This is a genomic window from Virgisporangium aurantiacum (genome assembly GCF_016863635.1).
Lineage (GTDB): Bacteria > Actinomycetota > Actinomycetes > Mycobacteriales > Micromonosporaceae > Virgisporangium > Virgisporangium aurantiacum.
Genome location: NZ_BOPG01000027.1, coordinates 1 through 22,730 on the forward strand (window position 1 = coordinate 1; position 22,730 = coordinate 22,730).

Annotated in this window: 22 protein-coding genes; 15 read left to right on the forward strand and 7 right to left on the reverse strand. The window is 72.5% G+C overall.

Going from position 1 to position 22,730, the window contains the following annotated elements; translation table 11 throughout:
* Positions 1-929: 929 nt before the first annotated feature.
* The 9 genes from Vau01_RS21255 (at position 930) to Vau01_RS21295 (ending at position 7,665) form a co-directional block, all read left to right on the forward strand.
* A complete protein-coding gene (locus Vau01_RS21255) occupies positions 930-1,271 on the forward strand; it encodes an ArsR/SmtB family transcription factor (RefSeq protein ID WP_203995616.1) in 342 nt (113 codons plus the stop codon).
* Entirely contained in the window at positions 1,268-1,699 is a 432-nt protein-coding gene (locus tag Vau01_RS21260) for an SRPBCC family protein (RefSeq protein ID WP_203995623.1), read from the forward strand. Before Vau01_RS21255 ends, Vau01_RS21260 begins: the two co-directional genes overlap by 4 nt.
* On the forward strand, positions 1,696-2,256 hold the full coding sequence (locus tag Vau01_RS21265; RefSeq protein ID WP_203995624.1) for a maleylpyruvate isomerase family mycothiol-dependent enzyme: 561 nt from the start codon (positions 1,696-1,698) through the stop codon (positions 2,254-2,256). Before Vau01_RS21260 ends, Vau01_RS21265 begins: the two co-directional genes overlap by 4 nt.
* A gap of 149 nt (positions 2,257-2,405) precedes the next feature.
* On the forward strand, positions 2,406-3,299 hold the full coding sequence (locus Vau01_RS21270) for a permease (RefSeq protein WP_203996045.1): 894 nt from the start codon (positions 2,406-2,408) through the stop codon (positions 3,297-3,299).
* Complete coding sequence (locus tag Vau01_RS21275; RefSeq protein WP_203995625.1) at positions 3,296-4,009, forward strand: TIGR03943 family putative permease subunit; 714 nt, start codon at positions 3,296-3,298, stop codon at positions 4,007-4,009. Before Vau01_RS21270 ends, Vau01_RS21275 begins: the two co-directional genes overlap by 4 nt.
* A gap of 108 nt (positions 4,010-4,117) precedes the next feature.
* Positions 4,118-4,987 carry a polyphosphate polymerase domain-containing protein gene (locus tag Vau01_RS21280; protein ID WP_203995626.1) on the forward strand — a complete coding sequence of 290 codons (870 nt, stop codon included), beginning with the start codon at positions 4,118-4,120 and terminating at the stop codon, positions 4,985-4,987.
* A complete protein-coding gene (locus Vau01_RS21285) occupies positions 4,977-5,654 on the forward strand; it encodes a DUF4956 domain-containing protein (RefSeq protein ID WP_203995627.1) in 678 nt (225 codons plus the stop codon). The genes Vau01_RS21280 and Vau01_RS21285 overlap by 11 nt, the downstream gene beginning before the upstream one ends.
* Positions 5,654-7,249, forward strand: a complete 1,596-nt coding sequence (locus Vau01_RS21290; protein WP_203995630.1) for a CotH kinase family protein — start codon at positions 5,654-5,656, stop codon at positions 7,247-7,249. Before Vau01_RS21285 ends, Vau01_RS21290 begins: the two co-directional genes overlap by 1 nt.
* 17 nt (positions 7,250-7,266) lie before the next feature.
* A complete protein-coding gene (locus Vau01_RS21295) occupies positions 7,267-7,665 on the forward strand; it encodes a VOC family protein (protein ID WP_203996047.1) in 399 nt (132 codons plus the stop codon).
* Positions 7,666-7,879: 214 nt separating this feature from the next.
* On the opposite strand, the gene Vau01_RS21300 is transcribed toward Vau01_RS21295, so the two are convergent.
* Both Vau01_RS21300 and Vau01_RS21305 read right to left on the reverse strand, forming a co-directional pair.
* Positions 7,880-8,380 (reverse strand): hypothetical protein, encoded by a 501-nt coding sequence (locus Vau01_RS21300; RefSeq protein ID WP_203995631.1) that lies wholly within the window; start codon positions 8,378-8,380, stop codon positions 7,880-7,882.
* Positions 8,364-9,227 carry an SCO6745 family protein gene (locus tag Vau01_RS21305; RefSeq protein WP_203995632.1) on the reverse strand — a complete coding sequence of 288 codons (864 nt, stop codon included), beginning with the start codon at positions 9,225-9,227 and terminating at the stop codon, positions 8,364-8,366. The genes Vau01_RS21300 and Vau01_RS21305 overlap by 17 nt, the downstream gene beginning before the upstream one ends.
* 120 nt (positions 9,228-9,347) lie before the next feature.
* On the opposite strand from Vau01_RS21305, the gene Vau01_RS21310 reads away from it, so the two are divergent.
* Both Vau01_RS21310 and Vau01_RS21315 read left to right on the forward strand, forming a co-directional pair.
* Positions 9,348-10,076, forward strand: a complete 729-nt coding sequence (locus Vau01_RS21310; RefSeq protein WP_203995633.1) for an ABC transporter ATP-binding protein — start codon at positions 9,348-9,350, stop codon at positions 10,074-10,076.
* Positions 10,073-12,565, forward strand: coding sequence for an FtsX-like permease family protein (locus Vau01_RS21315; protein ID WP_203995635.1), 2,493 nt, complete (start codon positions 10,073-10,075; stop codon positions 12,563-12,565). Before Vau01_RS21310 ends, Vau01_RS21315 begins: the two co-directional genes overlap by 4 nt.
* 3 nt (positions 12,566-12,568) lie before the next feature.
* Here Vau01_RS21315 and Vau01_RS21320 read toward each other — a convergent pair whose 3' ends face one another.
* Together Vau01_RS21320 and Vau01_RS21325 are read right to left on the reverse strand one after the other, a co-directional pair.
* Positions 12,569-13,219, reverse strand: a complete 651-nt coding sequence (locus Vau01_RS21320) for a response regulator (RefSeq protein WP_203995637.1) — start codon at positions 13,217-13,219, stop codon at positions 12,569-12,571.
* Entirely contained in the window at positions 13,207-14,370 is a 1,164-nt protein-coding gene (locus Vau01_RS21325) for a sensor histidine kinase (RefSeq protein WP_239151754.1), read from the reverse strand. The genes Vau01_RS21320 and Vau01_RS21325 overlap by 13 nt, the downstream gene beginning before the upstream one ends.
* 120 nt (positions 14,371-14,490) lie before the next feature.
* On the opposite strand from Vau01_RS21325, the gene Vau01_RS21330 reads away from it, so the two are divergent.
* Both Vau01_RS21330 and Vau01_RS21335 read left to right on the forward strand, forming a co-directional pair.
* On the forward strand, positions 14,491-15,624 hold the full coding sequence (locus tag Vau01_RS21330; RefSeq protein WP_203995644.1) for a hypothetical protein: 1,134 nt from the start codon (positions 14,491-14,493) through the stop codon (positions 15,622-15,624).
* Between the two features lie 24 nt (positions 15,625-15,648).
* Entirely contained in the window at positions 15,649-16,164 is a 516-nt protein-coding gene (locus Vau01_RS21335; protein ID WP_239151755.1) for a GNAT family N-acetyltransferase, read from the forward strand.
* On the opposite strand, the gene Vau01_RS21340 is transcribed toward Vau01_RS21335, so the two are convergent.
* Positions 16,134-16,565, reverse strand: coding sequence for a protease complex subunit PrcB family protein (locus Vau01_RS21340; RefSeq protein ID WP_203995646.1), 432 nt, complete (start codon positions 16,563-16,565; stop codon positions 16,134-16,136). The two genes, Vau01_RS21335 and Vau01_RS21340, sit on opposite strands and share 31 nt — an antisense overlap.
* A 40-nt stretch (positions 16,566-16,605) precedes the next feature.
* Here Vau01_RS21340 and Vau01_RS21345 point away from each other — a divergent pair, with 40 nt between their 5' ends.
* Positions 16,606-17,793, forward strand: coding sequence for a VOC family protein (locus Vau01_RS21345; RefSeq protein WP_239151756.1), 1,188 nt, complete (start codon positions 16,606-16,608; stop codon positions 17,791-17,793).
* Here the strand turns inward: Vau01_RS21345 and Vau01_RS21350 are convergent.
* On the reverse strand, positions 17,783-19,489 hold the full coding sequence (locus Vau01_RS21350; RefSeq protein ID WP_203995648.1) for a glycosyl hydrolase: 1,707 nt from the start codon (positions 19,487-19,489) through the stop codon (positions 17,783-17,785). The two genes, Vau01_RS21345 and Vau01_RS21350, sit on opposite strands and share 11 nt — an antisense overlap.
* Before the next feature lie 124 nt (positions 19,490-19,613).
* On the opposite strand from Vau01_RS21350, the gene Vau01_RS21355 reads away from it, so the two are divergent.
* Positions 19,614-21,107: a PepSY-associated TM helix domain-containing protein gene (locus tag Vau01_RS21355; protein ID WP_203995649.1), complete on the forward strand. Its 1,494-nt coding sequence runs from the start codon at positions 19,614-19,616 to the stop codon at positions 21,105-21,107.
* On the opposite strand, the gene Vau01_RS21360 is transcribed toward Vau01_RS21355, so the two are convergent.
* Complete coding sequence (locus Vau01_RS21360) at positions 21,077-22,702, reverse strand: amidohydrolase (protein ID WP_203995650.1); 1,626 nt, start codon at positions 22,700-22,702, stop codon at positions 21,077-21,079. The two genes, Vau01_RS21355 and Vau01_RS21360, sit on opposite strands and share 31 nt — an antisense overlap.
* Between the last annotated feature and the right edge of the window lie 28 nt (positions 22,703-22,730).

Consider the following 22,730-nt stretch of genomic DNA (forward strand, 5'->3'; position numbering starts at 1 on the left):
CGGGACCCAACCGGACCCGACCGGGCCCAACTGGCGCCCAACTGGTCGGCTGCCCGGAGCGGCGGCGTGTCGGTCGACGACCAACGGTTACCCCAACTGGTCAGTTGAGTGGCGGCTGCCTGGCTGCGAGCCCGACTCGTTGCGGTGCTCGACTGGTACCGCCTGGATGTGCGCCGCTGGGGCTGGAGGTCACCGGTCCGACGCCGGGACCGGTGCGGCCGTGACCGGGCAGGAGCCGGTCTGGCCGAACCGCGGTCCGGTACCGGTGGCCACGCGGACCGTCCCGCGGCGGTACCGCGGCGGTACCGCGGCAGGACCGCCGTGATACCGCCGAGGCCGCCGTCGGTACCGCCGGGACCGGTCACGGAACCGGTCCGGTGACCGGTGGGCCTGCCGACCGCGGTACCGGTCACCCGGGTCGACCGGGCCAGGACCGCACCGGTCACGGCGCCCGACGAGGAGGCCGCCGGCCGGGTGATGACTCAGACGGGGGTCGGGGCCGCCCGTTGAGCACCCAACTGACCCAACTGGATCCGCGACCGGTTGGGTCAGTTGGGGTCAGTTGGGTACCCGCCCACCGGCAGTTGGGTGCCGGTTGGGCCATCGGTTGGCGTGAACCCTTCGACCCCAGCGGGCGAGCCGCCCACGCCCGCCGCTCGACACGGTCGCCGGCGCCATCGTCGCCCTCGCCACCCTGCCCGCCGGCACCGCCGCGTACACCCTCACCCCGCTGCTCATCCCCGCCGCCCGACAGGCCGGCCTCGACTGGCTTCGGCCCGACGTCGCCGACGCATACCTACGGGCCGGGGCGTCCGCTGGCCGAGGGTTCGGACGCCCGGTCGGCCTCCCTGCCGCAGATGGGCGACGGCTCGATCGAGGCCGCATTCTTCTAGTTGACGGTTGATAAAGCTGATGCTTGAGTAAGGTGCATGACAAGCACCACCGAGGACGAACGGCTCGACGCCGTGTTCACGGCGCTCAGCGATCGGACACGGCGGGACATTCTGGCCCGGCTCGGCGTGGGCGAGGCGACCGTCAAGGAGCTGGCCGAGCCGTACGCCATGAGCATGCAGGCCGTTTCGCAGCACATCGGGGTTCTGGAGCGGTCCGGGCTGATCAGCCGGGGACGGCATCGGCAGACCCGGCCGTGCCGGCTCGAACCGGCGGCGCTCGAGGCGGCGCTCTCGTGGATCGAGGCGAGCCGGCGGACCTGGGCGGACCGCATGGACCGGCTGGAGTCGCGCCTCGCCGATCTGCAGGAGGACCGGTGAGCGATGACGAACTCGTCTACCGGCGGGTCTTCCACGCGCCGCGCGACCTGGTGTGGCGGTGCCTCACCGAACCGGCCGAGCTCGCCCGGTTCTGGGGGCCGCGGGGCATAACCACCCCGCTCGACGGCATCGTCGTCGAGCTGCGGCCCGGCGGGCGCTTCGAGACGCTGATGGTCGGCGACCACGGCAGCTACCGGATGGTGGCCACGTTCACCGAGGTCGTTCCGCCGGAGCGGCTGGCCTGGGTGGAGCCGGCGAGCGGGATGCACACCACCAGCACGCTCGACGACCTCGGCGACGGCACCACCGCCGTCGTCATCCACCAGCGGCACGTACCCGAGGCCATGCGGACGCCCGAGGCCCGCGCCGGGTTCGCCACGTCCCTGGACAAGCTCGAGGAACACCTACAAGCGAGGAGACCGACGTGACCGACCTGCAGTCCCTGGTGGCGCCGACCTGCAACCGGCTCGCCGACGTCCTGGAAACCGCCGGGGCCTGGGACAAGCCGTCGCTGTGCGAGAAATGGCTCGTGCGTCATGTGGTCGCGCACATGACGATGCCGGCCCGGCTGACCCCCGAGCAGTTCGGTGCCGAGATGGCGGCGGCCGGCGGCGACTTCGGGGTGCTGTCCGACACCGTGGCCGCCCGGGACGCCTCGCTGCCCACCGAGGACCTGCTCGGCCAGCTCCGGTCCCCGAAACTGCACGGGTGGCAACCGCCCGGAGGCGGCGCGGCCGGCGCGCTGAGCCACGCCGTCATCCACTCCCTGGACGTGACGATCGCGCTCGGCCTGCCCACGGTCGCGCCGGACGAGGCGGTGACCGCCGTCCTCGACCTGCTCACCGGCGCGAACGGCGCCTGGTTCGGGGTCGACCTGACCGATGTCCGACTGGAGGCCACCGACAGCGCCTGGAGCTGGGGGAGCGGCGGCCGGACCGTGCGCACCGACAGCGGCTCGCTGGTGGCATTCCTGAGCGGCCGCTGAACCGTCGGCGCCCGGCGGGCGTACTTCCGACCGTGACCACCACCGAGACCGGCCCGGACATCAGCCCGGAGACCGGCTCCGCCCGCAAGCCGGCCGACCGCAGCCTCAACTCGGTTCTCGCCTTCACCGTGGTGCTGCTGCTGGTGACGATGGCGCGCGGGCCGATCTCCGGGCTGCTGTCCGGTCCGGCGCTGCAGAGCTGGATGACGGTGTTCATCGCGGTGGTCACCCAGGCCCTGCCGTTCCTGGTGCTCGGCGTCGTCCTGTCGGCGGTGATCGCGGTCTTCGTGCCGCCGTCGTTCTTCGCCCGGGCGCTGCCCAGCCGGCCCGGTCTCGCGGTTCCGGTCGCCGGTGCGGCCGGTGCGGTGCTGCCCGGCTGCGAGTGCGCGTCGGTTCCGGTGGCCGGTGCGCTGGTCCGGCGCGGGGTGACGCCGGCCGCGGCCCTCACGTTCCTGCTGTCGGCGCCGGCGATCAACCCGGTGGTGCTGACGGCCACCGCGGTCGCGTTCCCGGGCAACCCGGAAATGGTGCTGGCCCGGTTCGTGGCGAGCCTGCTCGTCGCGTGCGCGATGGGCTGGTTGTGGCACCGGCTGGGCCGCGCGGACTGGATCCGCCCGCCGGCGCGCCCGTCGACCGACGGGCAGAGCCGGGCGACCGCGTTCTGGACGTCGGTGCGCCACGACGTGCTGCACGCGGGGAGCTTCCTGGTGCTCGGCGCGGCCGTCGCGGCCACCCTGAAGGCGGTCGTGCCGGAGGCGTGGCTGGCCGCGGTCGCCGGCAACCCGGTGGTGTCGGTGCTCGCGCTGGCCCTGCTCGCGGTCGTCCTGTCGATCTGTTCGGAAGCTGACGCGTTCGTCGCCGCGTCGCTGTCGCAGTTCTCGCTCACCGCCCGGCTCGCGTTCCTCGTGGTCGGCCCGATGGTGGACCTGAAGCTGATCGCCATGCAGGCCGGCACGTTCGGGCGCGGGTTCGCGCTGCGGTTCGCACCGACCACGTTCGTGGTCGCGGTGGGTGTTTCGGTGGCCGTGGGGGTGTTCCTGTGAACCGGGAGACGCAGGGGATCGTGACCGGGCTGGTCGGCGGGGCGGTCCTGTACGCCAGCCTCACCGACGCCTACCTGCGCTATGTCAAGGCGGGCCTGCGTCCGCTCCTGATCATCACGGCCGTCGTGCTGCTCGTCACGGCCGCGGTGACGCTGTGGCAGGAGTACCGGTCCCAGCGGCAGGACGAGCACGACGACGGCCACGGTCACGGTCACCGCGAGTCGCGCCTGTCCTGGCTGCTCGTCGCCCCGGTGTTCGCCCTCGTGATCGCGGCACCGCCGGCGCTCGGCTCGTACACCGCGGGCCGGGCCGGTACGGCGCTGCAGCAACCCGTCGGCTACGCCGACCTCCCCGCGACCGACCCGCTGCCGATGCCGGTGCTGGACTACGCCGCCCGCGCGGCGTTCGACCACGGCCGGTCGCTCGACGGCCGGCGGATCCGGCTGACCGGCTTCATCAGCTACGGGCGGACCGGCACGCCGTACCTCACCCGGATGACGCTCAACTGCTGCGCCGCCGACGCCCAGCCCATCAAGGTCGGCCTCGCCGGCACCCTGCCGCCGGACCTGAAACCGGACACCTGGATCGAGGTCACCGGAACCTACACCGACCGCATGGCGAAGGACGACATCAACGGCGGGCCGATCCCGTTCATCGTGGTCGTCGACTCCCGCCCGGTGCCGGCTCCGGAGCAGCAGTACGAGAACTGAGCGCGTTCACCCGGCGTTCACGTGTAGTTGGGATCCCGTTTCCAGGGTTCTTTGAGGTTCGGCTGCTTGCATCCATGTTCGTCCCTGTCATTCAGAGATGGGCCTGCCATGCGCCTGCCGTTCCGACGCCGCCGTGCCTCGCCGCCGACCCCGGTTCCGTCGGCCGTCGACCCTGCGGCGGTCGTCGACGACGTCGGTCACGCGTTGCGGGCGCCGAGCGCGTTGCACGCGTTCAACCGCTACGAGATCAAGTACCTGATGCCGGCCGACGCCGTGCCGGCGCTGCGGCACGAGCTCGCGGCCCGGCTCGACGTCGACAGCCACGGTGTCAGCGGCGGCTACGGCGTGTGGAGCGTCTACTACGACACCACCGACCTGCGGTTCTACTGGGAGAAGATCGAGGGGCTGCGGTTCCGCCGCAAGCTGCGGATCCGCCACTACGGCGACCGGTTCACCGTCGACGACGACACCACCGTGTTCGTCGAGATCAAGCAGCGGGTCAACCGGGTCACCCAGAAGCGCCGGATCGCCCTGCCGTACCGGTTGGCCCGCGACCTGTGCGACCAGCGCGTGATGGTGGAGCACGACCCGGCCCAGCGCGCGTTCGTCGAGGAGGTGCTGGAGCTGGCGTCCGGGCTGGACCTGCGTCCGGTGGCGGTCACCGGCTACCAGCGCGAGGCGTTCCTCGGCCGCGGCGCCGAGGTCGGCCTGCGCGTCACCATGGACCACCGCGTCCGCGGCCGCGACCGCGACTTCCGGTTCGACGCCGACGCCGAGAACCGGCTCATCGTGCCGGCCCGGCTGGCGGTGGTGGAGTTCAAAGCCAACGAGCGGGTGCCGTACTGGCTGACCGACCTCACCGGCGAGCTGAACATGTCGGTGGTCCGCATGTCCAAGTACTGCCAGGGCGTCGAGGCGTTCGGCCGGGCGCCCCGATCGATCTTCCACATTCCTACCGAGGTGTCATATGCCGTTTGATGTCCAGGACCTGTCCGGCACGTTCAGCGTCGGCGACATCGCCATCTCGTTGACGCTGTCGTTCGTGCTCAGCGTGATGATCGGTTGGGTGTACCGGTTCACCCACCGGAACATCTCCTACAGCCAGTCCTACGTGCAGACCCTCGTGATCCTGGGCATGCTGATCTCGTTGATCATGCTGGTGGTCGGCTCGAACATCGCGCGGGCGTTCGCGTTGGTCGGCGCGTTGTCAGTGGTGCGGTTCCGCAACGCCATCAAGGAGACGCGCGACGTCGGGTTCATCTTCCTGGTGATGGGCATCGGGATGGCCGCCGGTACGCGGTTCTACACGCTGGCGATCGTCGCCTCGGTGGCGATCTGCCTGGTGATCCTCGTGATGTTCCGCTTCAACTGGTTCGCGGCCAACGTGCAGCGGCAGGTGGTGAAGGTGCAGGTGCCGCCCGACGGCGATTACCTGAACCACATCCAGGACGTGCTGATCGCGCACACCAGCGAGTTCGAACTGGTCAGCATGGAGTCGATCCGGGGCGGCGCGCTCACCGAGATCATGTACACGGTCCGGCTCAAGAAGGGCCACGAGCCGGGCCAGCTGATCACCGCGCTCGGCGAGCGGACCGGTGGCCAGCGGGTGACGGTGCTGACCGGGTACGACCAGACGGACCTCTGATGTCGCTCCGGCATCGGATCCCCGTGCGGGTACGGCACTACTGGAAGCTGCTCGCCGTCTGCGCGGCGTTCCTGGTGACGTGCGCGGTGGTGTTCAGCACCGTGCGGGTCGCCCCACTGGTCACCAGCGCCAGCGACGACACCGCCGACACGGTCACCCGGAACGTCGCCGGCACCACGGACCTGTTCGACGCGACGGTCGCGCACAGCATCAAGCTCACCTTCCACGACGACGACTACCAACGGCTGCTCGACTCGTTCTGGACGGAGGGCGAGAAGGAGTTCCTCGAGGCCGACATCACGATCGACGGCACCACCATGGCCAGCGTCGGCATCCGTCTCAAGGGCAACTCCACGCTGGGCGGGTTGACCCGCAACGGCGTCAGCCGGCCGGGCGGCTTCGGCCCGGGTGGCGGGCAGGGCCAGCGCCAGAACGGTGGCATTCCGGGCGGGAATCCGGGCGGTTTCCCGGGCGGCGGCGCTCCCGCCGGCGGCGGGTTCAACCGGGCGTCCCTCAAGGCGGAGGAGCCGGAGACGCTGCCGTGGCTGATCCGCTTCGACGAGTTCGTCGACGGCCGCGTCTACCAGGGCCACCGCGAGATCGCCGTGCGGGTCGCCGGAATGGGCGGCGGAACCACCGTCCTCAACGAGGCGGTGTCCCTCGACGTCCTCGCCGCCGCGGGCCAGACCGCCCAGCGCTACGCCTACACCGGGTTCACCGTCAACGACCGGCCCACCACCGCCCGGCTCATCGTGGAACACCCCGACGAGGGTTTCGCCGGCACGCTCGGCGGTTCCGGCGTCCTCTACAAGAGCCTGGCCTCCGGCCAGTTCGCCGACCAGGGCGACGATCCCACCGCGTACACCGACGACTTCAAGCAGATCACGATGAAGGGCAGCCAGGACCTGCAACCCGTCATCGACCTGATCAAATGGGTCACCTCCAGCAGCGACGCCGAGTTCGCCAAGCACCTCGCCGACCACGTCGACGTGCCGTCGTTCGCCCGCTACCTCGCGGTGCAGAACCTGCTGCTGAACTTCGACGACATGTCCGGCCCCGGCCGCAACTACTACCTCTGGTACGACCTGAAGAGCCGGAAGTTCACCGTCGTCGGCTGGGACTACAACCTCACCTTCTCCGGCAACGCCACCCAGGGTCCCCACGACGCGATGACCATGGGCGGCGGGCGGGGCGGTTTCCAGCCACCGGAGGGAATGCAGCCCCCGCCGGGCGCCGGTCAGCAACCCGGCGGCGGCCAGCAACCCGGCGGCGGCCAGCAACCCGGCGGCGCCCAGCAACCCGGCGGCGGCCAGGGACGGCCCGGCGGCTTCGGCGGTGGCGGCCACAAACTCAAGGACCGTTTCCTCGCCAGCGCCGCGTTCACCACGACCTACGAGGACGCCTACCGCGAGCTGTACCGCAAGATGTTCGCCGGCGCCACCGCCCTGACCTCCGTCGACCGCATCGCGTCGGTCCTCGCCACCGTCGACGGCAGCGATCGGCAAAAGGCCACCGCCGAGGCCGACCAGCTTCGCACCGTCATCCGGCAACGCACCCAACACCTGGCCACCGACCCCGTCATCACCAAGGCCTGAGCGTGAGATGGTGGGTCATGCCGTTGAGCGAGCATCCCGTCAGAACGTCGATCGCCGTGTCCGACATACAGGCGGCGATCGGGTTCTACGAAGGCAAACTCGGCCTCCGGGCACTGAGGTCCGGACCCAGCGCCACCATCGCGAACGGCAGTCGCGTCTACGGTTCCGGTGGCGGGCCGGCGCTCAACGTCTACCAGTCGGCCACCGCCGGGAAGACGCCGGCGACCCTGGCGACGTGGTACGTCGACGACATCGACCGGATCGTCGACGAGCTCGTCTCGGCCGGCGTCGAGTTCGTCCGCTACGAGCAGTTCGACCACGACGCCAGCGGAATCACCGCCCGGGCCGGCGGCGGGCGGATCGCGTGGTTCCAGGACCCCGACGGCAACACCTTCGCCATCGAGGCCGACGCCTGACGCTCAGGCGCAGTCCTGGACGAACGCGGTCAGCAGGGCGGCGAACGCGCCGGGCTGTTCGACGTGCGGTGCCCACGTCGGGTGTGAACCCGATCGCGACCGCCGGGTTCGGCCGGAACGCGGCGGCGGGGCCGGCCGCGTCGGCGACCGGCGGCGTTCCGAAGACCGCGATGCCGGCCGGCGACCGGCCGTGCCGTGCACGAACACGACCGGCTCAGGTCGTGGCTGATCTTCTCAATCGTGCCTTGAAGTCGTCGTAGGCGGCCTCGACCGGGTGGAGGGCACCGGGACCGGCTTCGGCACGGGAAACGGGCGGGCGAGCCGGCCAGCGGTCCGCCACGTGCGGATCGCCGGCGAGAACGCGCCACGGGGGTGCCAGCCGTATCCCGCTGGCCGGCACCCCGATGAGCGCCTCGACGAGCACGATGTCGGAGGTCAACCACTTGTGGGTGCCGGCGCCGTTCGGCTCGTCGAGCCAGTGGTCCCAGCTGTGCACCGTGCCGGTCACCCGCAGGCGGTCACGGTCGCGCCACGCCTGGTCGAACGCCCCGTCGTGGACGCCGACGAGCAGATCGACGTCGCTCACCCCGTCAGCGAGGTCCGACGCCAGCGACCCGATGACGACGACCACGGCGACCCACGGCAGGTCCGCGACGCGCCGCTGCAGCCGGTCCAGGAACCGCTGTTGCCGCTCCGGTTCACCCAGCCCGGCCATGGCCGCTCCCCGGGTCAGCGGTAGCCCGGGGCACGCCCATCGGGTTGGGGTAGGGGACGAACACCTCGACGGCGTCCGCCAACGGGGCCAACAGTTGTGCCAGCCGAGGCTGGTCGATCGCGGCCCAGGGTCGGGCGGCGAGGCGGTCGGTGCGGTCCTCGACGGCCCGGTGCAACGCCTCTGCCGCGGCGGTGGGACGGCCGTCGTCGCCGAGCAGCCCGCGTCCCGCCAGAGCCCGTGCCGCGGCGTCCCATTCGCTGTTGCCCCAGCCCCGGTTGGGTTGCAGCTGTTCGCGTCCGCCGTACAGGGCGTCCCGCAGGACGAGCGCCTGGCACCCGTCGAGCTCGGCGTCCACCAACGCGGCGACGTGCCCGTCACCCCGGTGCTCCCGCAGCACCGTGGCGGCGTGCCACAACCGGGCGAGCGGATCGGTCGGCCACGGCAGGGCGGCGTTGGCCGCGGCGAGCGCCCGTCCGTCGGTCACCACCGCCCGCGCGGCGGCCTCCAACAGGTCGGCCGCCTCCGCCCAGTGTGCGGGCCCGGGCGGCAGAATCGCGCGGAGCGCGGCCGTCGCCCCGTCGAGGCGGGCCGCCAACGCCTCGTCCGGCGACGCGCGCGCCCACACGTCGGGCACGGCACGGGCGACCATGGCCGGCGCGAACGAGAAGAACAGGGCGGTGACCGGTGCGGCCCCGACCACCCCCAGCGGAGCCGCCCGCCCCGCGAAGTACCCACGCCAGTACCCGCGAAGCGCGACGCGTTCATACGCGGCCCGCGCCTGCGGCGCAAAATAGGTGACCGCGTGCAAAGGCTCGTACAACTGCCACAGGTGCCGGACCGTCGCCATGCCGACGATCCAATCATCGGGTGGGAAGCGAGGAGGTGCCGGTACTACAGCCAGCTGTACCACGGGTCCGGTGGCAGGGGGTATCGGTCCGGGCCGGCGGCGAACCTAGCGTCGATCACCATGAGATACGCGGTGCGCCTGGACGGGGTGTCCAAGGAATACGGGTCGGGGAAGAACGCGGTGCGCGCGCTCGACGGGGTGACCGCCGGGTTCCCGCGCGGGACGTTCACCGCCGTCATGGGGCCGTCCGGGTCCGGCAAGAGTACGTTCCTGCACTGCGCGGCCGGCCTGGACCGGCCGACGGCGGGGCGGGTGGTGCTCGGGGACACGGAGCTGTCGGGCCGGTCGGAGACCGAGCTGACCGAGCTGCGGCGCGACCGGATCGGGTTCGTGTTCCAGGCGTACAACCTGCTCGGCGCGCTGACCGTGGCCGACAACGTCACGTTGCCGGTCAGGCTGGCCGGGAAGTCCGTCGACCGCGGGCACCTGGACACGGTGCTCGCCGCGGTCGGGCTCGCCGAGCAGCACGACCGTCGGCCGAGCCAGCTCTCCGGTGGGCAGCAGCAGCGGGTGGCGATCGCCCGGGCGCTCGTCACCCGGCCCGACCTGGTGTGCGCCGACGAGCCGACGGGTGCGCTCGACAGCCGCAGCGGGCGTCAGGTGCTGGACCTGCTCCGGAAGATCGTCGACGAGCTGGGCCAGACCGTGCTGATGGTCACCCATGATCCGGTCGCGGCCGCGCGGGCCGACACCGTGGTGTTTCTCGCGGACGGCCGGGTGGCCGGCGAGCTGGACCGACCGTCGGCCGAGCGGATCGCCGAGCGGATGACCCACCTGGGGGACTCATGAGACTGGCGTGGGCCACGATCCGGGGACGCAAGGGCGGGTTCGTCGCGGCGTTCGTCGCCGTGCTGTTCGGCTCGGCGGTGATCACGGCCTGCGGGATCCTGCTGGAGAGCAGCGAGCGGTCGGGTGCGCCGACCGAGCGGTACCGGTCCGCCGATGTGGTGGTGGGCGCCCGGCAGGCGCTGCCGGTGGCCGACGACGTGGATCCCCGGTACGCCGAGCGGGCGACCCTGCCGGCCGGCACGGTCGGCGACGTCGCGCGGGTGCCCGGCGTCCGGGCGGCGATCGGTGACGTGAGCGTCCCGGTGAGCCTGGGGAACACGAACGCCGCGGGACACGGTTGGGGGTCGGCCGTGTTGGGGGCGTTCACCCTCAGCGCCGGCACGGCGCCGACGGAACGGGACGACGTCGTAGTGGACCCCGCGCTGGCAAAGAGCGTCGGCGAGACGGTCGAACTCGCGGTCGGCTCGACGACGTCGACCTACACGGTGACGGGCATCGTGGGCCAGGAGGGACGACGGCAGCCCGCGGTGTTCTTCACCGACGACCGCGCCCGGGAACTGACCGGCCAACCCGACCGGGTCGACGCGATCGGCGTCCTCGCCGAGAAGGGTGTCGACGCCGAAGACCTGGCGGACGCCATCAGCAAAGCCGTCAGGAACACCGTCGTCTACACCGGCGGCGACCGCGCCGAGGTCGAGTTCCTCGACATCGGAACCACGCGGTCGTTCATCAGCGAGCTGGCCCTGGCGTTCGGCGGCACGATGATTCTGGTGATCATGGTCGTCGTGGGGAGCACGCTCGCGCTGTCCGTCCGGCAGCGGCTGCGCGAACTGGCGCTGCTGCGGGCGATCGGCGCGACGCCGAAGCAGGTGCTCCGCATGATCTCCGCCGAGACGATGGTGGTGGGGACGCTCGGCGCGGTGCTCGGGGTGATCCCGGGCATCGGGCTGGCGTTCCTCTTCCGCGCGACCTTCACGCTCGTCGGCGCGGTACCGGCGGACTTCGAGCTGTCGATCGGCCCGCTGCCGGTGCTCGCGGCGGTGGTGCTGTGTCTGGTCGGCGCCCGGCTGGGCGGCTGGATCGCGGCGCGGCGCGCGGCGAGACTCCGGCCGGTGGACGCGCTGGGCGAGGCCGCGGTCGAGCCGCCGAAGCTCGGGTGGTTCCGGGTGACCGCCGGCGTGCTGCTGGTCCCCGCCGCGCTCGCCATGGCGTTCGTGGTGCCGTGGAGGCTCGTCGGCGAGGGGTCCGCGGAGAGCGCCGCCTTCTCGGCGTTCATGCTCGTCGTCGCGGTCGCGTTGCTGGGGCCGCGGCTGCTCGGCGGCGCTGTCACCGTGCTGGGTCCCTGGTTGAACCGCCGGTCGGGCGTCAGCGGGTTTCTCGCGACCGCGAACGCGCACGCCAACTCGCGGCGGATCGCCGCGGCGACCACGCCGCTCATCATGGGCATCACGCTGGGCGCCGGTCAGCTCTTCAGCGGCACGACCGCGACCGCGGCCGCCCAACGCCAGGCCGCCGACGGGCTGCGCGCCGACTTCGTCGTCACGTCGACCTCGGCCGGCGTCTCGCCCGAGGTTGCCGACACACTCCGCGCCGTGCCCGGCGTCGCCACCGTGACCCCGGTCGTCCGCACGCGGACGCTGGTGGTCTTCGGCCCGAAGGACGGCCCGCAGTACCGGAGTTACGCGACGCAGGGGATCGTCGGCGACGACCGGACCATCGACCTCGACGTCATCGAGGGGGATGTCGCAGCCGTGAAGGGCGACGCCGTGGCGGTGAGCCGGATCGCGGCGAGCACGATCGGCGTCGGGCTCGGCGACACGGTCGACCTTCGGCTGGGCGACGGCACGCCGATCAGGCCCACGGTGGTCGCGATCTACGAACGCGGGCTCGGCCTCGGTGACGTCACCCTGCCGCACGACCTCGTCCTGGCGCACACCACCGACCGTCTCGATACCGCGGTCCTCGTCGCGGCGGCCGCGGGAACGGACCCCGGAAGGCTCGGCGACGCGTTGCGGTCCGCGCTGACGGGCGCACCCACGCTGCGGGTGAGCGACCGCGGGTCGTTCGTCGCCGCGCAGCGGGACGCCTCGGCCGGCGAGTCGGCGGTCGGGCTCATCCTCAACGCGGTGCTGCTCGGCTACCTCGCGATCGCCGTGGTGAACACGCTGGTGATGGCGACCGCCGCACGCTTCCGCGAGTTCGCGTTGCTGCGACTGGTCGGCGCCACCCGCCGGCAGGTGCACGCGATGATGCGGAGCGAGGCGCGCATCATCGTCGTCGCGGCCGTGCTCATCGGCACCCTGGCCGCGGTGCCGTCGCTGGTCGGCACGAGCATCGGGCTCACCCGGACGCTGATCCCGTCCGTCCCGCCGTTGGCCTACCTGGGGATCGTCGCCGTGGCAGCGCTGCTCGGCCGGGCCGCGGTCATGGCGTCCACCCGCATTGCCATGCGGCAGGAGCCGGTCGACGCGATCGGCGTCCGCGAATGACGGTCACCGGAGCCCCGCCGCGTTCAGGTAGGTGAGGACCGCGAGGACGCGGCGGTGACCGCTGTCGGTCACCGCCAGTCCGAGCTTCGTGAAGATGTTGCCGATGTGCTTGTGGACGGCGTTGTCGGTGATGACGAGCTGCTGCCCGATCGCGGTGTTGTCGTGTCCCTGCGCCATCAACGCGAGCACCTCGCGCTCGCGCGGCGTGAGGGCGTCGATCGGGTCGCCGGCGCGCTGGACGAGCTGCGCGATGACCTCGGGGTCCATGGCCGTGCCGCCGGCGGCGACCCGGCGCAGCGCGTCGACGAACTGGTCCACCCGGCTGACCCGGTCCTTCAGGAGGTAGCCGACGCCGCCGCCGGTGGTGGACAGCAGTTCGGCGGCGTACTGCTGCTCGACGTACTGCGACAGCACCAGCACCGGCAGGCCGGGATGCTCCCGGCGGGCCTGGAGGGCGGCCCGGATCCCCTCGTCGCGGAACGACGGCGGCAGCCGGACGTCGACGATGGTGACGTCGGGCCGGTGCTCCCGCACGGCGGTGAGGAAGCCCTCCGCGTCGTCGACGATGGCGACGATCTCGAAGCCCACCCGGCCGAGCAGCAGCTCCAGCCCGGTGGACAGCAGCACGTTGTCCTCGGCGATCACGACCCGCACGGCAGCTCCACGGTGATGGTGGTCGGCCCCCCGGTGGGGCTGTCGACGTCGACGGTGCCGTCGAGCGCGAGTACCCGGCGGCGGATCCCGGCGATACCGGTGCCGCGGCTGTCGTCGGCGCCGCCGGTGCCGTTGTCGGTGATGACCGCCGACAACCGGTCGCCGGCGCGGTCGACCCGGACGCCCGCCGCGGTCGCGCGGCTGTGCTTGGCGACGTTGGTGAGCGCCTCGGCGACGGCGAAGTAGACGACGACCTCCACGGCCGCCGGCACCCGGTCGAGGTCGCCGATCGTCAGCCGGGTCGGCACGCCGCAGCGGGTGGTCACCGCGGTCAGGGCACCGGCGAGGCCGCGGTCGGCGAGAATCGGCGGATAGACGCTCCGGATCACGTCGCGGAGTTCGGTCATCGCCTCTTCGATCCCTTCGTGCGCGTCCCGGAGCAGCCCTTCCACGAACGCCTCGTCGCGCGGGTCGTCGGCGAACGCCTGCCGGGCCACGGCGAGCCGCATCGCGGTGGCCACCAGCCGGGCCTGGGTGCCGTCGTGCAGGTCGCGTTCGATCCGGCGCAGCTCCGCACCGTGCGCGTCGAGCACGTCGGCCCGGGTGCGGGTCAGCACCTCGACGCGCTCGGCGAGCTCTTCGGCCGTCGAGTGCGACAGCACGGCCAGGCAGATCCGGGCGTGGGCGCGGGCGATCGGCCGGAACGCCAGATAGGCGACCGCGGCGAGCAGGACGATCTGTAGTGGACCCAGGGTGAGTGCCGTCGCCCAGCCCGTCACCGGAACGTCGACGAACAGCCGGGGCCGGTCCACCGGCCGGAACGCCCACCACAGCGGCGTGGCGATCGCGGCGACCACGATGTTGCCCACGCACAGCAGCGCGGGCAGGCCGAGCGCCAACCCGGTCAGGGCGTTCACCGGCAGCCACAGCAGGTCGCGGGGCGTCGCCGCATCCGCCCACCGACGCCGGGCGGGACGGGGTTCCAGCGGCGTACCGAGCAACCGGCCGGCGCGGTCGCGGTGCCAGTTCGCCCAGAGCCGGGCCAGCCGGGGATGGAACAGCAGCGGCAGCACGAGCACGGTGGCGGCACCGGACATCAGCGACCCCAGCAGGTAGACCCCGCCGCGCCACGCCTGCCCCGTTCTCGACACGGCGCCCAGTCTGCCTGGTGCCGGTTGCCCACGGCACTACAGCCTGCTGTAGCGCCGGTTCCGTTGCCACGCCTCGTTAGAATGACCGTCCTCGATGGTCTTCGGCGGCGGGAGATGCCGGTGCGTCAGGTGGGACCGAGGCAGTTGCCGGGGCCGCTGCGGTGGATCGGTCCGCTGCGTCGGCGGGCCGAGATGGCGGAGCTGGCCGAGCGGGCGGGCATCGGGCCGGTCCGGCGCCGGTACCGCACCCGGCGCACCATGGCCAGCCGCGGCCTCGGCTGGCTGGTCTTCGGCGGCGCCCTCGCGGCGGCCACCGTCTACGTCAACCTGTCGGCGACGTTCGGGTACGTCATCGCGGCGACCGTGATCGGCCTGTTCCTGTACCTGGTGTACCGGCTCGACACGGGGGACCCGGCCGGGTGGTACCACATCGGCGCCGCCGACGGCGGGCTCGTGCTGATACCGAAGTACGGGACGCCCACCGTGCTGCCGTGGGCGTCGATCGCCGGCGTCGTCGAGCACCGGGCCGGCACCGAGTCGGTGTTCGAGGTGCAGGCGGTCGACGCCGCGGCTGGTGGTGGCCGGCCGATGTTCGTCCGCATCGACGCGATGACCGGCCGCGGCGCGTTGATCCGGTCGATCCTCGACCGCACGCCGGTGCGGCCGCCGGTGGTGGCGCGGGCGGTGGTCGCCGGCGTGCTGGCCGTCGTGCTGCTGGTCACCGCGTGGCTGGTGTTCCTGCCCGACTTCATCGTCCGGAGCGAGAAACTGCCGGGTGACGTGGACGGGCTGGCCCGCGCGTGCGAGCGGGCCGGCGCGAAGTTCCCCGACGCGCCGCGCCTGGCCGGGCCGGCGCCGCACCCGATCCGGGCGTTCGCCGAGGTGGACGACCAGAACGGGCGCGAGTACGGGCCGATGTCGGTGGCCGTCAAGGACCCGCCGCCCGGCTACGGTGTCACCTCGCCGCGGGAGATCCAGCTCGTCGCGTGCGTGCGCCGCACCGGATCCGGCGCCACGCTCGACAACTGCGTCTACCGGGAGCAGCTCGGCAGCGACGTGAAGACGCTGACGATGCGGTCGGCCACCTACACGGTCGACGTGTACGAGCTGCGCTCGCACCGCCGGGTCGGGTCGGTGCGGGTCACCGGCGACGACGGCGACTGCCCCACCTACGTCGGTGACGACGACGAGCTGTACTCGGAACTCGACCCCGACGACCTCCGCGCGGCGCTGGACCCGTACGTCAACCGCTGACGCACCTGTTGACACCATGGCGTGGTGAACATCCGCATCGTGCACCTGGACGTCGCGGCGTTCCGCGCCCTCGCCGACGGCGACCTCGACGCCGCGAACGCGGCCGGCCCGGTGCCGCTCTCGCCCTACCTCGCCGGCCCCGAGTGCCAGGGACTGTGGCGCATGCGCCGCGACCAGTGCGAGCGGGATCCGTCCCACGCGGCGTGGGTCACCGGCGTCATCTGGGACGAGCGCCGTCACCTGGCGGTCGGCGCGGCCGGGTTCCACGGGCCGCCGGACGCGTCGGGCCTGGTGGAGATCGGCTACCGCGTCGACCCGCAGCACCGGCGCCGCGGCTACGCCCGGGCCGCGTTGGAGGCGTTGCTCGACCGGGCGGCGACGGAGCCGGACGTGCGTCGGGTGCGGGTCAGCATCGGCCCCGGCAACCTGCCCTCGGTCGGGCTGGCGCTGCAGTACGGCTTCGTCAAGGTCGGCGAGCAGTGGGACGACGAGGACGGGCTGGAGTTCGTCTACGAGATGGTCGCTTCGCAGTCCTCGTAGGCGATGCGCAACGCCATCCTGCCGTCACCGGGATGGGCACGAACCGCCACGGCGTGGAACGGGCTGGTGACGGCGCGCGTGGTTCCGCAGTGGGGGCCGGGCCGGATCTCCCATGCCCGCACGGTGAGTACGCCGTCGAAGTCCCCGATCATGTCGATCACGACGAAGTACCCGCCGCTCGACCGCTGCCCGAGGGAGACGACGACGCACATCTCGGTCTGCCAGGACACTGCCAACGCCGGCGGCTCCGACGGCGGGCGGGAGTCCACCCGCGTCCACAGGCGGGCCCACTCGTCCGCGTCGCGGACGATGTGCAGACCCTCCGGAAGGTGCCGGTGCGTCTGCAGGAGACCGTCGATGGTCCGGTACGGCAGCAGGACGAAGCCACCCGGCTCAACCATCAGGACACCGTACCGCCGTACCCGGGTCTAGGGTCGGGCTGTGACCGACTTCCAGCACGGGGACTGGCGCGTTCTCGACGCCGGCGCGAGCGCCTGGTTCGGCGCGCCGTCGATGGCCGCGGGTGCGGCGCTCGTCCGCCGGATCGCCGACCTGACGCCCGCCGGCGGCCCGCCCGACGTCGATCTGCGACCCGGCGGGGTCCGTGTGCGGCTCGGCCCGACGGACGCGGAGTTTGCCCGCTCGGTCTCCGCGGCCGCCCACGACCTGGGCCTGACCGCGGATCCGGCCGTGCTCCAGACCGTGCGCCTCGTGATCGAGACCGCCGACCGGTCGTCGCTGGTGCCGTTCTGGCGGGCCGTGCTCGGCTACGGGCCCGCCGGCGCCGACGGGCTCGCGGATCCGTCCCGACGCGATCCGGCGCTGTCGTTCCACGAGAGCCCGCCCCGGCCGGTGCGCGACCGGATCCACGTCGACGTGGTCCGCGCGCCGGACGCGGTGGCGGCGGCCCGGGCCACGGTCGGGCAGGAGCCGTCCGGGCCGTTCGGCGTCGCGCTCGCCGACGCCGACGGGAATGTGGTCGACCTGGTGCCCGGCGGCGGCATCGCGAAGGAGCCGGAGACCGCCGACTGGCAGGCGCTGTTCGCCGCGGTGACGTTCTACGCCGTCGACTCGCCGGTGCGGGCGGCCGAACTCGCGGCGGCCGTCGCCGGTCTGGCCGACGACGCGGGGCTGCCGCTGCTGGTCGACGTGCGGCCCGACGGCGTCACGATCGACAGCGGAAAGGACCTGTGGGAGGACGGCACAGGCACCGCCACCACCGGGTTCCTCGCCCTGGCCGGTCGGATCCAGGCGGCGGCCCACGACCTCGGGCTCGCCGCCGACCCGACCCGCCCGCGCTTCGTCCAGGTCGGCATCGACGCGGTCGACGTTCCCGCGGTGCGGGCGTTCTGGATGTCCGTGCTCGGGTACCGGCCCGACCCGCGGGACTTCCTGACCGACATCTGCGATCCGCGTCGGCTCAATCCGGTCCTGTTCTTCCAGCCGACCGACGCGTCGGACGCCGGCCGGCGGGAGCACCGCAACCGCGTCCACCTCAGCCTTGCCGTACCCCACGATCAGGCCCGGGTCCGGATCGACGCCGCGGTGGCCGCCGGTGGGCGGCTCCTCCCCGGTGGTCACACGGTCGCCGACCCGGAGGGCAACGAGTTGGACATCGTCACGAGATGAACTCCCGGTACGCGTCGTAGGCGAGGCGGTGCGTGCCGTCCCAGTTGACGATGCCCCACTTCTGGTCGGTGGTGGTGGCGCTGTAGTCGAACATCTTGAACCAGACGTACGCCTGGGCCCACGGCCAGTTGACGAAGTCGGCGAGGCTGCGCTGCAGATAGGCCGCCTGGCCCTCCTGCGTCAGGACGGTGCCGTCGAGTTCGACGTCGAGGCGGAAGCCGATCTCGGTCAGCCATACGGGCTTGGTGGGGAAGTCGGCGTGCGTGTCGGTGGCCCGGCCCCAGCCCAGCGCCTCCTGGTAGGAGTTGTACGGGTGCACGGTGACCGCGTCGGCCAGGGCGATCGCCGCCGGTCCGTCGGGTGCGGCCTTCACCAGGTCGTTCCATGACCGGGTGGTCCAGTTGCCGTTGCCGTCGTGGAACGGCTGCGGGTCGGTGGCGAGCAGGAACTTCGTGTTCGGGTTGGCGGCGCGGGCCCGGGTGACGACGGTCCGGAAGAACGTCGCGTAGGCGGCCGGCTCCGGCGACGGGTAGAACCACGGCACGAACGGCTCGTTCAGGATCTCGAAGTAGACCGGGGCGAGGTGACCGTCGGTGCGCCCGACCCAGTAGGTGCCGCCCGGGCCGTACCGGGCGACCACACCGGCGGCCCAGGCCGACCACGCGTCGACGTCGATGGTGGAGATGCGTTGGTAGTGGCTCAGGATGGGCAGCGGCGTGAGCCCGTCGGCGACGTCGCGCGCCATCACCGCGTCGAGTTCGGCGAACGACGCCGGGTACTTCCAGTCGTCGCGGTCGAGCGTGAGGCCGACCCGCTTTGCGTCGGCGCCGGCGTCACCGCGCGGTCCGTGCGCGTTGGCGACGCCGTAGTACTTGACCGGCGGAGCCGCGACGGTGACCTCGGGTGCCCAGGGGTTGCTCGCGGGTCCCGCGGCGCGGGCGCTGACCCGCACCGTCCGGCCGCCGTACACCGCCGGATCGATGACGAACGGCGACGGCGCCTCGACGTACCGGTCGGCCAGGTCCGCGCTCTTCACCACGAAGACGAAGGTGGTGGCGCCGGGCAGCGTCGCGCGCACGTGCCGGCGGTCCGGCCCGATCTCGACCACCGGTACGCCGGCGGTCGGGGCCGGCACGGTGAACTCGACCGACGTCGCCCACGGATTGCCCGCCGTACCCTGCGCGCGGGCGCTGACCCGCACCGTCCGGCCGCCGTACGTCCACGGATCGACCGCGAACGTCGAGGCGACGTTGTCGACGTAGAAGTCGTCCAGGCCGTTCGACTTCACCACGAAGACGAAGCTGGTGGCGAGCGGGAGGCTCGCGGTGACGTGCCGCCGGTCGGCCGCCAGCGCGAGCGACGGCTTCGCCTCTGCCACGGTGAAGGTGACGGCCGACGACCACGCGTCGGTCGGCGACGTCCGCCCGCGGGCGGTGACTTTCACCGGGAGGCCGCCGTAGACCAGCGGGTCGACCGTGAACCGCGGGCCGACGTCACGGACGTACCGGTCGGGTCGGCCGGGCGCCGTCACGAAGAACTCGAACAGGGTGACGCCGGTCAGTTTCGCGGTGACGTGCCAGCGGTCGGCCTCCACCGAGAGCGTGGGCGCGGGTGCCGCGGCGGACGCCGCCGGGCCGGGCACTCCCGACCCCACCAGGCAGGCGAGCATGATCAATAGTCGCGCAACAGTTCGCATCGAATCCCCCATGGTCGGCGCGTAGGGGAAATCATATCCACGGCTGTAAATGGGAACTTCTCGCCGGTGGTGGACGACCAATACCTCCGACGCCCACCGACCGGGTACCGGATGAGGAGTGACGATGGCCGCACCAGAGACGACCGCCGTGGCAGACGGGCCACCGGACAGCCGGGCCGACGCCGGCTCCCGGTTGGGTGACGGTGTCACCGCCCCGAGCCGCTCGATCGCGCCGCTGCTGCTGCGTCTGCACTTCTACGCCGGGATCCTGATCGCGCCGTTCCTGGTGGTCGCCGCGGTGACCGGCCTGGCGTTCACACTCACCCCGACGCTGGACAGGCTGGTCTACGCCGACGAGTTCTTCACCGACGGGTCCGGCCAGCGCCGGCCGCTCGCGGAGCAGGTCGCGGCCGCGTCCGCCGCCCGGCCCGACGGGACCGTCGCGGCCGTCATCCTCCCCGACGGCAACGACGCCAACACGCGCGTGGTGTTCAACGTCGAGGGGCTCGGCGAGAATCAGATCACGGTGTACGTCGACCCGTACACCGCACGGGTGACGGGCTCCCTGGAAACCTGGTTCGGGGAGACGCCGCTGCAGACCTGGTTCGACGACCTGCACCGCAACCTGCACCTCGGCGACGTCGGCCGGCACTACTCGGAACTCGCGGCGAGCTGGCTCTGGGTGGTGGCCCTCGGCGGCCTCGTGCTGTGGCTGCGCCGCCAACGCGGCCGGCGGAAGAAGGTCCGCGGGACGCTGCTGCCCGACCTGGCCGCCCGGAAGGGGGTGCGCCGCACCCGCGGCTGGCACGCCGCGACCGGCGTGTGGCTGACCGTGGGCCTGCTGATTCTCGCCGCGACCGGCCTGACGTGGTCACGGTATGCCGGCGGGAATTTCGGCGCGGTTCTCGACCACTTCGACAAGGGCCGCCCGGCGGTGTCGACCGACGCGACTGCCGCCGGGGGCGGCGGGCACCACGACGCGGCCGGCGGGGCAGCGACCGAGGTGGACCTGTCGGTCCTCGACACGGTGGTCGGTACCGCCCGTGCGGCCGGCCTCGACGGTCACATCGAGATCAGCGTGCCGGCCGCACCGGGCGGCGCCTGGACGGTCATCCAGGACGACATGCTGTGGCCGGTGCACTACGACTCGGTGGCCGTCGACGCGGGCGGCACCACGGTCACCGACCGGGTGAACTACTCCGAATGGCCGGTGCTGGCGAAGCTGAGCAAGCTCGGCGTCCTCGCCCACATGGGGCTGCTGTTCGGCATCGCCAACCAGATCGTGCTCGCCGCGTTCGCGATCGGGCTGCTGTGCGTCATCTTCTGGGGGTACCGGATGTGGTGGCAGCGCCGCCCGACCCGGGCCGACCGCGCCCGCCCGTTCGGCGTCGCACCGGCCCGGGCGGCCTGGCAGCAGTTGCCGTCCTGGGCGATCGTCGTCGGTGTACCGGCCGTGCTGGCGATCGGATACGCCATGCCGGTCCTCGGGGTCTCGCTCGTGGTGTTCCTGGCGATCGACCTCGCCGTCGGGACCGCCCGGAAGCGGCGGGTTGGCCGGATCGCACCGGTTTCCCCCGCCGTCGACAGTCACGCGTACACCAGGGCTCCGTCGACGTAGGTGCGGGCGGCCCGTGCGGCGCCGATCTCCTCGGGGGGACCGTCGAAGGGGTCGCGGTCGAGGACGACGAGGTCGGCGCGCCGGCCGACGGCCAGGGTTCCCGTGTCGTCGCGGTGGTTCACGTACGCGCTGCCGGCGGTGTAGGCGGCCAGTGCCGTTCCCAGGTCGACTCGCTGGTCGGGCAGGAACGCCGCGCCCGTCCGGCCGTGCAGGCGGCGGTTCACCGCGACGTGGATCGCCGCCATCGGATCCGGGCTGCTCACCGGCCAGTCGCTACCGGCGGCCAGGGTCGCACCGGCCCGGAACAGGTCGCCGAACGGATACTGACGGGCGGCCAGGCCGTCGCCGAGGAACGGAACGGTCAGCTCGTCCATCTGCGGCTCGTGCGTGGCCCACAGTGCCTGCAGGTTCGCCGACGCGCCGAGCCCGCGGAAGCGTGGAACGTCGGCGGGGTCGACGACCTGCAGGTGGGCCAGGTGCGGGCGGGTGTCCCGGAACCCGTTCGCGGCCCGCGCCGCCGCCACCGCGTCGAGCGCCTCGCGCACGGCCCGGTCGCCGAGGGCGTGGAAGTGCACCTGGAAGTCCAGCGCGTCCAGCGCGGTGACGTGCTCGCAGAGAGCGGCGGGATCGACGAAACTCAGGCCGGTGTTGGCGGTCGCGTCGCCACGGGCATCCTTGTACGGGCTGGTCATCGCGGCGGTGAAGTTCTCCACGATGCCGTCCTGCATGATCTTCACCGTCGAGCACCGCAATCGTCCGACGGTGAACCTGGCGCGCGTGTCGACGAGGTCGGGGATCTGTTCGGCGCCGCGCTCCCGGTCCCACCACAGCGCCCCGACGACGTCGGCGGTCAGCAGGCCGTCCCGGGCCGCGGTCAGGTACGCGTCCGACACGTCCGGGTAGCCGTTGGAGCCGCCCACCATCGCGTCCTGCCAGGCGGTGATCCCGAGCGAGTGCAGCAGCGTCTGCGCCCGCAGCAGACCGGCCAGCCGATCCGCCGGTGTGACCGCGGGCAGCACCCCGGCCACCAGCGACACCGCGCCCTCCTGCAGACAGCCGGTCGGGCGTCCGTGGGCGTCGCGGTTGACCACACCGTCGGCCGGGTCCGGGGTGTCGCGGTCGACGCCGGCCCGCTCGAGTGCCCGGCTGTTCACCCACGCACCGTGGTGGTCCCGGTTGAAGAGGAACACCGGCCGGTCCGCCACGACGGCGTCGAGCAGGTCCGCCGTGGGCACGCCGCCCGCGAAACTCTCCAACGACCAGCCACCCCCGACGATCCACTCCGCGCCCGGGTGGGCATCGGCGTAGGCGCGGATCCGGCGCAGGTACTCGTCCGGATCGACGGTGCCGGTCAGGTCGCACTGGCCGAGTTCCACGCCACCCAGCACGGCATGGACATGGGCGTCCTGGAAGCCCGGCAGCAGCGGCCGTCCGGCGAGCTCCACGACCTCGGTTCCCGGGCCCACCAGGTCGCCGACGTCGCGTCCGATGGCCGCGATCCGCCCGCCGCGGACCGCGAGCGCGCTCGCCCGCGTGCGCGCTCCGTCCATGCACAGCACCGGACCACCGGTGAACACCAGGTCCGCTTCGCTCATCGGGCCGCCTCACTTCGACCGCCCCATT

Bases quoted from the DNA above. Each gene is read 5' to 3' on its own strand.
- Vau01_RS21255 (WP_203995616.1), top strand. From the start codon at position 930: ATGACAAGCACCACCGAGGACGAACGGCTCGACGCCGTGTTCACGGCG.
- Vau01_RS21270 (WP_203996045.1), top strand. From the start codon at position 2,406: ATGGCGCGCGGGCCGATCTCCGGGCTGCTGTCCGGTCCGGCGCTGCAG.
- Vau01_RS21280 (WP_203995626.1), top strand. From the start codon at position 4,118: ATGCGCCTGCCGTTCCGACGCCGCCGTGCCTCGCCGCCGACCCCGGTT.
- Vau01_RS21285 (WP_203995627.1), top strand. From the start codon at position 4,977: ATGCCGTTTGATGTCCAGGACCTGTCCGGCACGTTCAGCGTCGGCGAC.
- Vau01_RS21290 (WP_203995630.1), top strand. From the start codon at position 5,654: ATGTCGCTCCGGCATCGGATCCCCGTGCGGGTACGGCACTACTGGAAG.
- Vau01_RS21295 (WP_203996047.1), top strand. From the start codon at position 7,267: ATGCCGTTGAGCGAGCATCCCGTCAGAACGTCGATCGCCGTGTCCGAC.
- Vau01_RS21300 (WP_203995631.1), bottom strand. From the start codon at position 8,380: ATGGCCGGGCTGGGTGAACCGGAGCGGCAACAGCGGTTCCTGGACCGG.
- Vau01_RS21305 (WP_203995632.1), bottom strand. From the start codon at position 9,227: ATGGCGACGGTCCGGCACCTGTGGCAGTTGTACGAGCCTTTGCACGCG.
- Vau01_RS21310 (WP_203995633.1), top strand. From the start codon at position 9,348: ATGAGATACGCGGTGCGCCTGGACGGGGTGTCCAAGGAATACGGGTCG.
- Vau01_RS21315 (WP_203995635.1), top strand. From the start codon at position 10,073: ATGAGACTGGCGTGGGCCACGATCCGGGGACGCAAGGGCGGGTTCGTC.
- Vau01_RS21340 (WP_203995646.1), bottom strand. From the start codon at position 16,565: ATGGTTGAGCCGGGTGGCTTCGTCCTGCTGCCGTACCGGACCATCGAC.
- Vau01_RS21350 (WP_203995648.1), bottom strand. From the start codon at position 19,489: ATGCGAACTGTTGCGCGACTATTGATCATGCTCGCCTGCCTGGTGGGG.
- Vau01_RS21355 (WP_203995649.1), top strand. From the start codon at position 19,614: ATGGCCGCACCAGAGACGACCGCCGTGGCAGACGGGCCACCGGACAGC.
- Vau01_RS21360 (WP_203995650.1), bottom strand. From the start codon at position 22,702: ATGAGCGAAGCGGACCTGGTGTTCACCGGTGGTCCGGTGCTGTGCATG.